We start from the raw sequence: 13,148 nt of genomic DNA, 5'->3' as shown, positions 1-13,148 counted from the left end.
ACAAATTTGTCTAAAAAAAATGAACCATTAAAAACCGAAGAAAATGCAGCTCCTGAAGATACAAAAGTAAAACAGCCGGTCACAGAGAAGGAAAATCAGCCTGATTTGGCCGATTCAGAAACTCCTGAAATCGATCTTTCTGCTGTAGAAGAGCAGGGAATTGTGGATGAAGCTGAAGAGCTTCGTGAGCAGCTTGAAGCACAGGAAAACAAGTATTTGCGCTTGCTTGCCGATTATGATAATTTCAAACGGCGTGCGCAGATAGACAAAGAACTATCCAATAAATTCCGCTCGCAATCTCTGCTGGCGGATATCCTGCCGGTCCTGGATAATTTCGAGCGTGCCTTATCGCTTCAAACCACCAGTGAAGAAGCCGCTTCCTTGCTGAAAGGCGTCGAGATGGTGCAAAAATCCTTGGTCGAAGCAGTGAGCCGTGAAGGCCTGGAGGAAATCAAAGCGGTCGGCGAACCATTCGATCCGAATTTCCATCAAGCAGTTATGCAGGAAAACGACGATTCCTCTGAACCTGGAACAGTCCTGCAGGAATTGCAAAAAGGCTATGTCCTGAAGGGCAGAGTTCTTCGCCCGGCAATGGTTAAAGTAAACGAGTAAATAAACAAATAAAACATTGGAGGAATTTAAACATGAGCAAAATTATCGGTATTGACTTAGGTACAACTAACTCAGCAGTCGCAGTATTAGAAGGCGGCGAACCAAAAATCATTCCAAATCCGGAAGGCAACCGCACAACGCCTTCTGTAGTAGCTTTCAAAAACGGTGAACGCCAAGTCGGCGAAGTGGCAAAACGCCAATCCATCACTAATCCGAACACGATCCAGTCTGTTAAACGTTTGATGGGTACTCAGCAAAAAGTGACTGCTGAAGGCAAAGAATATACGCCACAGGAAATTTCTGCAATGATTCTTCAATACCTTAAAGGCTATGCCGAAGAATACCTTGGCGAAAAAGTTACAAGAGCGGTTATCACAGTTCCTGCTTATTTCAATGACGCAGAGCGCCAGGCAACTAAAGACGCTGGACGCATTGCTGGTCTTGAAGTGGAACGGATCATCAACGAGCCGACTGCAGCAGCACTTGCATACGGCCTGGATAAAATGGACAAAGATGAAACGGTACTTGTCTATGATCTTGGCGGCGGTACATTCGACGTATCGATCCTTGAACTTGGCGATGGCGTATTTGAAGTAAAATCAACTGCCGGCGATAACCGTCTGGGCGGCGATGATTTCGACAAATTGATCATCGATTACTTGGTGCAGGAATTCAAGAAAGAAAACGGCATCGACTTATCTAAAGACAAAATGGCGACACAGCGCCTGAAAGACGCTGCTGAAAAAGCTAAAAAAGATCTTTCCGGTGTTTCTTCAACTCAAATCTCATTGCCGTTTATCACTGCAGGAGAAGCGGGACCGCTTCACTTGGAAGTTACAATGAGCCGTGCGAAATTTGATGAGCTAACTTCTTCATTAGTTGAACGTACAATGGGACCTACTCGCCAAGCATTGAAAGATGCTGGAATTTCAGCTTCTGAACTTGACCGCGTTATCCTTGTCGGTGGATCTACACGCATCCCGGCTGTACAAGAAGCAGTCAAGAAAGAAACAGGCCAAGATCCGCATAAAGGCGTTAACCCGGATGAAGTTGTGGCAATGGGCGCAGCAGTTCAGGGCGGCGTTTTGACTGGTGATGTTAAAGATGTTGTATTATTGGATGTAACGCCATTATCGCTTGGTATTGAAACAATGGGCGGCGTATTCACGAAACTGATTGAGCGCAACACAACAATCCCGACTTCAAAATCACAGACATTCTCAACTGCCGCTGACAACCAGCCAGCTGTGGATATCCATGTATTGCAAGGGGAGCGCCCGATGGCAGCATCCAACAAAACGCTCGGCCGTTTCCAATTGGCTGATATTCCGCCAGCACAACGCGGCGTGCCACAAATTGAAGTAAGCTTTGATATCGATAAAAACGGTATCGTCAGCGTAAAAGCGAAAGATCTTGGTACGCAAAAAGAGCAGACCATCACCATTCAATCCAACACTTCTTTGACAGACGATGAAATCGATCGCATGATCAAAGAAGCGGAAGAAAACGCAGAAGCTGATGAAAAAGTGAAAGAAGAAGTGGAACTTCGCAACGAAGCGGACCAAGCTGTCTTCACAACTGACAAAACAATCACTGATCTTGGTGAAGCTGTTTCTGAAGAAGAGAAAAAACAAGCGGAAGATGCGCGCGATGAACTGAAAGCGGCATTGGAGTCAGATAATATTGAAGACATCCGTGAGAAAAAAGACAAACTTCAGGAAATCCTGCAAGGCTTGTCAATGAAAGCTTATGAGCAGGCAACAGCAGCTCAGCAAGCGGCACAGGGCGATGGCCAAGCGCCAGGCAACGACGATATAGTCGATGCTGAGTTCGAAGAAGTAAACGACGACAAAAAATAAGAAAAACATGGAAAAGTCAAAGCAAAGCAACATGCTTTGGCTTTTTCAATGTCTTTGCAACAGCGATTTAAACCGTGTACAATAACAATTGATTGCTAGAGGGAGAGTGACTTATGAATAAGCGGGATTATTATGAAGTATTAGGCGTATCCAAGTCTGCTTCTAAAGAAGAAATAAAAAAAGCTTACCGGACTTTATCGAAAAAGTTCCATCCAGATATCAATAAAGATGCAAATGCTTCCGAGAAATTCCAGGAAATAAAAGACGCGTATGAAGTATTGAGTGACGAACAAAAACGTTCGCAATACGATCAATACGGCCATCAGGATCCGAACCAGGGCTTTGGTGGTGCTGGCGGAGCCGACGGATTCGGTTTCGACGATATCTTCAGCACGTTCTTTGGCGGCGGTTCGAGACGCCGTGACCCGAATGCTCCACGCAAAGGCGATGACCTGCAGTATTCGATGACCATCGATTTCATGGATGCCGTGTTCGGGAAAGAATCGGAAGTTGAAATTCCGAAAGATGAAACATGCGATACTTGTGACGGTTCTGGCGCTAAGCCTGGAACCAAGAAGAAAACATGTCCATATTGTGAAGGCTCTGGCCAGATGAATGTGACACAGGATACTCCTTTCGGCCGTATGGTCAATCGCCGTGCCTGCCAGCATTGTGAAGGCACCGGACAGATCATCGAAGAAAAATGTACAACTTGCCGCGGTGAAGGCAAAGTACGGAAAGTCAAGAAAATCAAAGTCACGATCCCAGCCGGTGTCGACGATGGCCAGCAATTGCGTGTTACAGGCCAAGGGGCACCAGGCGTCAACGGGGGACCTGCCGGCGATCTGTATGTTGTTTTCCGCGTAAGACCGCATAAACAGTTCCAGCGCGACGGCGATGATATTTACTTGGATATTTCCATCACCTATCCACAAGCTGCTTTGGGTGACGAAATTGAAGTGCCAACCATTTCCGGCAAAGTGAAATTGAAAATCCCTGCCGGAACACAGAGTGGAGCACGTTTCCGCCTAAAAGGCAAAGGCGTCAAAAATGTCCATGGCTACGGAACGGGTGACCAGCATGTCATCGTCCGCATCAAAACACAGACAAAACTCAGCGAAAAGCAAAAGCAACTTTTACGTGAATTTGCTGAAATCAGCGGAGATATTCCGGAAGAACACAGCAGCTCTCTTTTTGAAAAAATCAAACGCACAATTAAAGGTGATTGATTCGAGCTGGAAATAAGGAAGAATTCCTTGTTTATGGTCAGTAAAGCAATTTAGGTTTTACAAACAGTAGACTCTTGCGAAAAGCAGGAGTCTTACTGACTGTAAAAGCGAAAAAGGAGCTGGGCGGAATTGAAATGGTTAGAACTGGCGATCCATACGACAAATGAAGCGATTGAAGCGGTGTCCAATATTATGCACGAAGCAGGAGCCAGCGGAGTTGTCATTGAGGATTCAGATGACTTGACAAAAGAAAGAGAATATCGTTTTGGTGAAATCTATTCGCTGGATCCCGAAGATTTTCCAGTGGATGGGGTTATTTTGAAAGCCTATTTGCCGGTCAACAGCTTTCTGGCAGAGACGGTTGACGCTGTTAAATCGGCGATCAACAACCTGGTTGAATTCGACATCAACCTGGGCAAAAATGAAGTGACCATAAGCGAAGTGGATGAAGAAGACTGGGCGACATCGTGGAAGAAATATTACCATCCCGTAAAAATTTCCGAACGTTTTACAATTGTTCCAACATGGGAAACCTATAAACCGGTTTCGAGCGATGAATTGATCATCGAGTTGGATCCGGGAATGGCTTTCGGAACAGGGACCCATCCCACTACTGTCATGAGCCTGCAGGCTTTGGAGAAAATAGTGCAGCCGAATGATCGTGTTATCGACATCGGTACAGGGTCAGGGGTATTGGCGATTGGAGCGGCTTTGCTGTCCGCCAAAGAAGTTTATGCACTGGATTTGGATGAGATTGCTGTAAAAGCAGCGGGCATGAATGTTGAGCTGAATAAAGTCCAGGACATCGTAACTGTAGAAGAAGGCAATCTGGTCGATAAAATAGACCAACCGGGTGATGTGGTCGTTGCCAATATTCTGGCGGAAGTCATCATGTCATTTACCGATGATGCATTCAACATCGTTAAACCGGGTGGCTTCTATATCACATCCGGCATCATCGCGGCAAAAAAGAATGATGTCAAAGCTGCTCTTGAAGCTTCCGGATTTATCATTGAAGACGTCATGATGATGGAAGACTGGGTAACCATCATTTCAAAAAAACCTGAATAACGGGGTGCCACAATGCAACGATATTTTATAGAAGGCAAGATTCCCGAAAGTCGAATAGTGGCGATAACGGGCGATGATGCAAAGCACATCGCCAAAGTTATGCGCCAAATAACTGGCGACTATTTGATTGCGGTCATAGAAGGCCAAGCCTATCTCTCCAAGATACTGGCGGCTGACTTTGATGTGGAAATAGAGTTGGGTGAAATACTGGAAACACAGGTGGAACTGCCGAAAAAAATAACCATTGCCTGTGGATTGCCAAAAGGCGACAAGCTTGATTTGATTACCCAGAAAGCGACAGAGCTAGGGATGTATGCACTGCTGCCATTTTCTGCAGAACGTTCGATCGTAAAATGGGACAATTCCAAAAGTGAGAAAAAGATCAACCGGCTTCAAAAGATTGCCAAAGAAGCAGCTGAGCAGTCGCATAGGACGCACATTCCTGAAATACATAACGTCCATAGCTTCAAGCAATTGCTGAGCCAGGCTGAATCATCTTATGATGCAGTGATCGTTGCCTATGAAGAAGAAGCGCGGCAAGGCGACAGAACGCGGTTTGCTGAAATTTTGAAATCATTGTATGATAAAGATTCAGTCTTGATCGTCTTTGGTCCGGAAGGTGGAATTTCTGAAAGGGAAGTCGCAGCACTGAAAAATGCTGGAGCTATCTTCACTTCCCTCGGTCCGCGTATTCTGCGGACCGAAACGGCGCCTTTGTATGCATTGGCCGCCATCTCCTGTGAATTCGAATAAAGCTGAGAGCTTATTCCGGACTGCATCAAAAGTTTCGGGTACTGAACAGCAGGAGCATTTCCCGGTTGGGGGAAATTGCCTGATAAACAAAATGACTTTTACTAGAATGGGGATTTTTAATCATGACGAACATCGCATCATATATTGACCATACTTTATTAAAGCCTGAGTCAACAGAAAGCCAAGTAATTCAATTATGCAAAGAAGCAGCCGAATTCAAGTTCGCATCTGTTTGTGTCAATCCGACCTGGGTTGAAACAGCAGCAGCCGCACTGACCGGCAGTGGCGTGAAAGTATGCACAGTCATCGGGTTTCCGCTTGGAGCATCTACTCCTGAAACAAAAGCTTTTGAAACGACAGATGCCATTTCAAAAGGCGCTGGTGAAATTGATATGGTTTTGAACATCGGAGCACTAAAAAGCGGCAATACAGACCATGTGAAAAAAGATATCGAAGCAGTCGTCCATGCAGCAAAAGGCAAAGCAATCGTAAAAGTGATCCTTGAAACCTGCCTGCTGACTGACGATGAAAAAGTCACCGCTTCTCGGCTTTCTAAAGAAGCTGGAGCTGACTTTGTTAAAACTTCCACTGGCTTTTCAACTGGAGGAGCAACTGTAGAAGACGTCAAATTGATGCGCCAGACAGTCGGTGCTGATTTGGGAGTGAAAGCTTCCGGTGGCGTTCGTAGCCTGGAAGATGTAGAAGCGATGATCGGAGCAGGCGCTACACGCATCGGCGCAAGCTCGGGTGTAAAAATCATGCAGGGGCTAACTTCAGATTCCGATTATTAACTATTGACCTTTCTTTGAGAATGCGATATAATTTTTGAGTATATAACACTTGTTGTTCTTCGCTTCAACGTGTGTTCGGAGGGAGGGAAAAAGAGATGACAAAAACTACCGTTCGTAAAAACGAATCGATTGAAGATGCTCTTCGCCGCTTCAAACGTACTGTTTCTAAATCCGGAACAATGCAAGAGGTAAGAAAGCGCGAGTACTATGATAAGCCGAGCGTGAAACGTAAACTAAAATCAGAAGCTGCGCGTAAACGTAAATTTTAATTGACTTTAACGAGTATAATGACTTTTAAAAAATATGAACGACCAGCCTAAACCGCCAACACGATCACCGTGTTGGCGGTTTTTCTAATTGTCACATTCGCAAGCGCTTTCTTTCGTTATTGCGGAGTCAATCCTTTATAATGGACATAACAGAAATTATTGAAACCGAATGTGAAGTCATCCGTATATATACAAACAGTAAATTTGTAATGCGAAAGGAGAGATCCCATTGAGCAGAGTCAAAGTCTTTATTGGTTTTGGACTTTTACTGTTATCGTTTCTGCTCATGCTCCCGGCTATCCAGGCTGACACTTCGACAGTGTATGTCATACCGATCGAAGATGAAGTCGAAAGAGGACTGCAGGCTTTTATCGAACGGGGCATTGAAGAAGCGGAAGACGCTGGAGCCGAAGCCATTATATTTGAAATAGATACACCGGGTGGATTTGTGGATGCGGCAGATGGCATTGCCCGTTCGCTGAACAAAACTTCGCTGGAAAAATTTTCTTTTATCAACCAGGATGCGCTTTCTGCCGGAGCTTTCCTCGCTTTGCATACCAATGAAATCTATATGCATCCGAATGGCCGCATGGGAGCGGCACAGGTGATTGACATGTCTGGCAATGCAGCTGCCGATAAAGCGAACAGTGCCTGGTTGGCTTCTATGAAGAGTGCGGCTCAGACAGCAGACCGGAATCCGGAATATGCGCTGGCCATGGCAGATGCTTCAATCAGCCTGCCTGAACTGGGCTTGGCCGAAGGGGAGTTATTGACCCTCGGCGCAACAGAAGCCGAGCAGGTGGGTTACTCGGAAGGAACTGTCTCTTCTCTGGACGAACTGCTCTCTTTAAAGGGGTACGAAGATGCCGCTGTTGTGAGGATCGATGAGACTTTTTCAGAAAGCCTGGCCCGTTTTTTGACCAATCCGATCGTCGTGCCGATCCTCTTGTCATTTGCGGGGCTTGGGTTGTTGCTTGAGCTGTTTACACCGGGAGTCGGGATACCCGGTGCGGTGGGGCTGTCTTTCCTGATGCTGTTCTTTTATGGCCATTTGGTGGCTGGATTAGCTGGTTACGAATCGATCATTCTATTGGTAATCGGATTCGGGCTGTTGATTGCTGAGTTCATCATTCCGGGCGGCGTTGCGGGATTCCTGGGGATTGCCGCCATTCTGGGCAGCATTCTTTTGGCGGGAGGGGATCTGAAGACCACCGCCATAGCAGTACTTATTGCAATGATAGTAGCAACAGTGGGGATGGTGATTGTAGTGAAATTCTTTGGTAAGCGGCTTGATTTGTTCAAACGGATTATCTTGACGGATGCCACCGATACAGAACATGGTTATGTATCGACTACAAATCGCCCGGAACTTGTCGGTAAAATTGCTCATTCAGTGACGGCACTCCGTCCATCCGGTACAATCAGGCTGGATGACGAACGCATTGACGCTGTATCTGAAGGCAGGTTTATCGACAACGGGAAAGATGTTAAGATAATCAAGGTAGAAGGTTCGCGCATCGTTGTTCGTGAGCTTGAAAAACAAGAGGAGGAATAACAGAATGGGACTAGAAGCAATTGGTTTAGGCGCAGCAATAATAGGAATCATCATCATTTTGGCAATTTTCTTCACATTCGTGCCAATTACATTATGGATTTCAGCATTGGCCGCAGGAGTAAGAATCAGTATCTTTACACTGATCGGAATGAGATTACGCCGGGTTATTCCATCACGGATCGTAAATCCATTGATCAAAGCATCAAAAGCTGGATTGACAGTAACCATCAATCAACTGGAAAGCCATTACTTAGCCGGCGGTAATGTTGACCGCGTTGTCAATGCATTGATTGCCGCTCACCGTGCCAATATTGAATTGCCGTTTGAACGCGCAGCAGCCATCGATCTTGCAGGTCGTGACGTGTTGGAAGCAGTTCAGATGTCGGTAAACCCGAAAGTTATTGAAACACCATTTATCGCAGGTGTTGCAATGGACGGAATTGAAGTAAAAGCAAAAGCTAGAATTACTGTTCGTGCAAACATCGACCGTTTAGTCGGTGGTGCAGGTGAAGAGACGATTGTTGCCCGTGTTGGTGAAGGGATCGTTTCGACACTCGGTTCAAGCACGAGCCATAAAAAAGTTCTTGAAAATCCAGACTTGATTTCTCAGACAGTCCTATCGAAAGGTTTGGATTCTGGTACAGCATTCGAAATCCTGTCGATTGATATCGCAGACGTTGATATCGGCAAAAACATCGGTGCAGAATTGCAGACGGAACAAGCTGAAGCGGATAAGAAAATCGCCCAGGCCAAAGCAGAAGAACGCCGTGCAATGGCTGTAGCAAGCGAACAGGAAATGAAAGCGAAAGTTGTAGAAATGAGAGCGAAAGTTGTCGAAGCAGAAGCGGAAGTGCCACTTGCAATGTCCGAAGCGCTTCGCAGCGGAAATATTGGCGTAATGGATTATGTCAATTATAAAAACGTTCAAGCAGATACAGGTATGCGAGAGTCCATCTCGAAAACAGGAATGGATAAATCCGACGATAAATAATGGGCGTTGACCATAAGGGAGGTTTGTCGTATGGAAGCTCTCATATTTGGACTGGTAATCATGGCAATCAGTGCTTTTTTCAGTAAAAACAAAAAAGATTCAGCCGATGATTCTCCGGCAGGGCCGGTCTCAACACCAAAATCAACTGGTAGGGACAACCGTTCCGGACAAAGAACGTTCAAACGAGTAGAAGATTATGCGAAAGAAATTTATGGGGAATTGCAGAATCAAAAAAATCAACAGCCTGCCCGAGCAGAACAGGTTAAGAAAAAAGCTGAAGAAGCTGTAAAACGGACTCCGGTTCGGGAAGCGCGCCAGGAAGTACAGCGCCGTGTGAGTTCCCGAAATGCGCCAAGTGGAATACAGGATCGTATTTCAGGAAGCGAATTAAGGGTTTTACAAAATGAGCCATCTGCTCCGCGGGTTGAAAAAAGAAATGATGAACTCTTGCCATTAAGTGATGAGGACGTCAGAAGAGGCATCATCATGGCGGAGATTTTAATGCCGCCAAAGTCTAAAAGGTAACAGCAGCCGGCCAGTGGAAACTGGTCGGCTTTTATTTTTAATAATATTATTATGTAAACTTATGAATTGATTGATGCTATTCCAAAGGTTTTAAAATCACTGTTTCCTGTAGCTTGGCATGGAAGGTGAATTCTTTTGCTCAGTTCATTATCAGATAATTGTTTTACAAGTGATTATCTTTAATGATAGAGTGGAAATAGTAGTAAATACTCTATTCCAAGGAGCGTCCACATGACAGAAAATAACCTACTCGAATTACATGTGAAAGACCCAAATGAAGCGGTTCAGCTGCTCGGGATATCAGACAATCATTTAACGTTAATCGAAGAAGCTTTTGACATTCAAATCATTACCCGTGGTGAAGTCATCAAATTAACTGGTTCAGAAGAAGGCAGGCAGACGGGGAAATTATTAATAGAACAATTACTGAAAGTGATTCGAAAAAATATCAATATCGATCAGCGGGATATTGTCTCTGCTATTGAAATGGCCAAAAATGGCACAATTGAATATTTCGCTGAACTGTATGACGAAGAAGTGGCGCGCAATGCCAACGGTAAATCCATCCGCGCTAAAACCATTGGCCAACGCCATTATATCCACGCTATCCGTGGCAAGGACCTGGTATTCGGGATTGGGCCGGCCGGGACAGGCAAAACTTACTTGGCAGTTGTCATGGCGGTCCAGGCACTTAAAAACGGTCAGGTGAAGAAAATCATTTTGACACGGCCTGCTGTGGAAGCGGGAGAAAGCCTGGGCTTTCTCCCGGGTGATCTGAAGGAAAAGGTGGACCCTTACCTGCGTCCGCTGTACGATTCCCTGCATGATGTGCTGGGGCTGGAGCAGACCAATCGTTTTATCGAACGCGGCACCATTGAAATCGCTCCGCTCGCATACATGAGAGGACGCACATTGGATGAAGCTTTTGTTATTCTCGATGAAGCACAGAATACCACCAAAGCACAGATGAAAATGTTCTTGACGCGCCTCGGCTTCGGCTCGAAAATGATTATTACGGGAGATAAAACGCAGATCGATTTGCCGCGCGGCGCAGAGTCTGGATTGATTGCAGCTGAAACGATCTTAAAAGGCGTCCGCAACATCCATTTCCAGTATCTTGAAAGCGGCGATGTGGTCCGCCATCCGCTTGTTGCGAAAATCATTGAGGCTTATGAAAATCAGCCTACTTAAAAGAGAGAAGGAAAGATGCAGGAGAAAGTTCCCTGCATCTTTTTCTTTGGTTGAATCAGCCTCCGTACAGATTATTTAAACTTATAAATATGGGGAAAATTTCAAATTTTTAGAAATACACCGTGAAATCCATTTCTTTAGTTGTTATGATGGAAATAAGAAATGCGGGGTGTATCGGCATGCGTCAAAGAGCACAAAAAGTCTTTGAAAAAATGGGTTACCGAAAATTGATGGCGATAGGCGTCTTATTGACCGGCATGATGCTCTATGCTTTTTTGATGGACTCTGTTCGGGGAGATACATATGATATCCGGTTATTTCAATTATCATCTGAAACTATCCGTTCTGAAAAAACAGTAGAAGATCCGATTAAAACCGAGTTGGAAAGACAACGGCTCGCGGAAGAAGTGGCGCCGAGCTATCAATTTATGGATGAAATTGCCGCTAACCAATCAGCTGTAATCGAATCCCTTTTCGGTTATATACTTGATGCGAAAGCTCCGCCTGAAAAAGAGCAGGAAGAACTTTCCCAAGAAGCGATGATTGCAGAACTTAGAGAAGACCTGCGCCTGATGGAGACCAGCGAAAATGGCCTGCGTTTAACAGAAGACATGCTGAATTCTTTAGTGTCGCTGCCGACTGACAGACTCGTTGAAGTCCAGGATGAATTGGACAGGCTGCTTGAATCGTATTTGAGCGAACCGGTACGGGTTGAGGCAGTCGCGCGGATCCGCACGGAAATTGAGCAGGATATCCGGCGCAATGAACAGATTCCAGCTGACGTGGTCCAAGCGGCAGTAACTGTGGGCCGCTTCGCCATCATCCCGAACGAACTGGTCAATGAGAAACTGACAGCAAGCCAAGTTGAGCAGGTGCGAAGCAGCGTAGAGCCGACACGCATACTGCAGGGACAGGTCCTTGTTCAGGAAGGGCAGATAGTGGACAGGGAAGTCTATCGCCAGCTGGAACTGGCTGGAATGACAGAAGAGCAGCTGAATTATAAACCGTTGCTCGGGTTATTGATTTTTGTCTTGATCGCTATGGGGCTCCTGCTGGCGGTGATCTCCCGTTCACAGAAGGATGACAAAAATAAAACAACTGAACTGTTGGTCATGATGGCAGTGATCGCCATTTCACTTTCGCTTATGAATTTATTGTATGCGGTCAGTGAAAATTTTGATCTCGTGATTTCTTTTCTTTTCCCGACGGCGCTTGCAGGTATGCTTGTCCGCCTGCTGGTCAGTGAGCGGGCGGCTGTCTTTGTGACGGTCCTGCTCAGTGCAGCAGCAGGGATCATGCTGCAAAGCGGCTATTCCGCTTCTTTGCAGGTGGATGTCGCCCTTTATATCCTGTTTGGTGGATTGACCGCTATTTACTTGATTGATCAGGACGGCGGCCGTGGACGTCTGCTGCAGATCAGCTTGGCGGTAGCCGGAGCCAACGTGCTGTTTGTCGCTTTTTACCTGCTGATCGGCCAGACGCAATACAACTGGTCGGAAATCGGGTTTTATTTTACGGCTGCTGTTGTATCGGGCTTGTTGTCGGGTGCATTGGCAATCGGCCTGCTGCCGTTTTTCGAGTCGGCATTCGGGATGCTGTCGGCTATACGGCTGATCGAGCTGTCCAATCCGAACCATCCGTTATTGAAAAAGATTTTGATGGAAACGCCGGGCACCTATCACCATAGCTTGATGGTCGCCAACTTGGCGGACGCGTCCTGTGAAGCGATTGGGGCAAATGGTCTGTTGGCCAGAGTCGGCTGCTATTACCACGATATCGGCAAAACGAAACAGCCGCAGTTCTTTATTGAAAATCAAGTCAACATCGAAAATCCGCATGACCGTCTGCCGCCGGAAAAAAGCCGCGACATCATCCTCGCGCACGGCGTACAAGGAGCCCGCATACTTAAAAAGTATAAGATGCCTAAGGAAATTGTGGATGTGGCAGCGCAGCACCATGGCACCAGCCTGTTGAAGTTCTTTTATTACAAAGCGAAAGAAACGGATCCGGACACCAAAGAGGAGTCCTACCGCTACGTAGGGCCAAAGCCGCAAACCAAGGAAATTGCCATCATCTGCATCGCGGACAGCCTGGAGGCAGCCGTCCGGTCGATGAAGGAACCAACATCAGAAAAGATAAAAAAATTGGTGGAATCGATTGTGGAAGATAAACTGAAAGATGGGCAATTCGAGGAATGTGATATATCCTTAAAAGAGCTGAAGAAAGTAAAGGCGGTTATGTGCGAAACCTTGAATGGGATTTTCCATTCCCGCATCGAATATCCGAAAGAAACCAATTGACG

The 13,148-nt window shown here is 46.0% G+C and carries 12 protein-coding genes; all 12 read left to right on the top strand.

The annotated features are described in order from the left end of the window. Positions 1 to 6: 6 nt before the first annotated feature. The 12 genes from grpE to AC1MEO_RS05105 all read left to right on the top strand — a co-directional run bounded on the left by grpE (position 7) and on the right by AC1MEO_RS05105 (position 13,146). Positions 7 to 612 carry a nucleotide exchange factor GrpE gene (grpE, locus tag AC1MEO_RS05160; protein WP_480334789.1) on the top strand — a complete coding sequence of 202 codons (606 nt, stop codon included), beginning with the start codon at positions 7 to 9 and terminating at the stop codon, positions 610 to 612. Between the two features lie 32 nt (positions 613 to 644). After that, entirely contained in the window at positions 645 to 2,471 is a 1,827-nt protein-coding gene (gene dnaK, locus AC1MEO_RS05155) for a molecular chaperone DnaK (protein ID WP_480334787.1), read from the top strand. A 113-nt stretch (positions 2,472 to 2,584) separates the two neighbouring features. Then, positions 2,585 to 3,700 (top strand): molecular chaperone DnaJ, encoded by a 1,116-nt coding sequence (dnaJ, locus tag AC1MEO_RS05150; RefSeq protein ID WP_480334786.1) that lies wholly within the window; start codon positions 2,585 to 2,587, stop codon positions 3,698 to 3,700. A gap of 129 nt (positions 3,701 to 3,829) precedes the next feature. Continuing rightward, positions 3,830 to 4,771, top strand: a complete 942-nt coding sequence (prmA, locus tag AC1MEO_RS05145) for a 50S ribosomal protein L11 methyltransferase (RefSeq protein ID WP_480334784.1) — start codon at positions 3,830 to 3,832, stop codon at positions 4,769 to 4,771. A gap of 12 nt (positions 4,772 to 4,783) precedes the next feature. Then, positions 4,784 to 5,524 carry a 16S rRNA (uracil(1498)-N(3))-methyltransferase gene (locus AC1MEO_RS05140; protein ID WP_480334782.1) on the top strand — a complete coding sequence of 247 codons (741 nt, stop codon included), beginning with the start codon at positions 4,784 to 4,786 and terminating at the stop codon, positions 5,522 to 5,524. 122 nt (positions 5,525 to 5,646) lie between these two features. Continuing rightward, positions 5,647 to 6,315, top strand: a complete 669-nt coding sequence (gene deoC / locus AC1MEO_RS05135) for a deoxyribose-phosphate aldolase (protein WP_480334781.1) — start codon at positions 5,647 to 5,649, stop codon at positions 6,313 to 6,315. A gap of 95 nt (positions 6,316 to 6,410) precedes the next feature. Continuing rightward, complete coding sequence (gene rpsU / locus AC1MEO_RS05130) at positions 6,411 to 6,584, top strand: 30S ribosomal protein S21 (RefSeq protein ID WP_008431605.1); 174 nt, start codon at positions 6,411 to 6,413, stop codon at positions 6,582 to 6,584. Positions 6,585 to 6,813: 229 nt separating this feature from the next. Next, positions 6,814 to 8,139, top strand: coding sequence for an NfeD family protein (locus tag AC1MEO_RS05125; protein WP_480334780.1), 1,326 nt, complete (start codon positions 6,814 to 6,816; stop codon positions 8,137 to 8,139). Between the two features lie 4 nt (positions 8,140 to 8,143). After that, on the top strand, positions 8,144 to 9,130 hold the full coding sequence (floA, locus tag AC1MEO_RS05120; RefSeq protein ID WP_480334779.1) for a flotillin-like protein FloA: 987 nt from the start codon (positions 8,144 to 8,146) through the stop codon (positions 9,128 to 9,130). A 30-nt stretch (positions 9,131 to 9,160) separates the two neighbouring features. Beyond that, complete coding sequence (locus AC1MEO_RS05115; RefSeq protein ID WP_480334777.1) at positions 9,161 to 9,655, top strand: hypothetical protein; 495 nt, start codon at positions 9,161 to 9,163, stop codon at positions 9,653 to 9,655. Between the two features lie 231 nt (positions 9,656 to 9,886). Then, positions 9,887 to 10,846 carry a PhoH family protein gene (locus AC1MEO_RS05110; protein ID WP_480334776.1) on the top strand — a complete coding sequence of 320 codons (960 nt, stop codon included), beginning with the start codon at positions 9,887 to 9,889 and terminating at the stop codon, positions 10,844 to 10,846. 179 nt (positions 10,847 to 11,025) lie between these two features. Then, on the top strand, positions 11,026 to 13,146 hold the full coding sequence (locus tag AC1MEO_RS05105; protein WP_480334775.1) for an HD family phosphohydrolase: 2,121 nt from the start codon (positions 11,026 to 11,028) through the stop codon (positions 13,144 to 13,146). Positions 13,147 to 13,148: the final 2 nt, after the last annotated feature.

It is taken from the genome of Planococcus sp. BI3 (genome assembly GCF_056680115.1).
The sequence above is the reverse complement of the archived record's forward strand: the minus strand, read 5'-3'. Positions and strand labels throughout refer to the sequence as shown.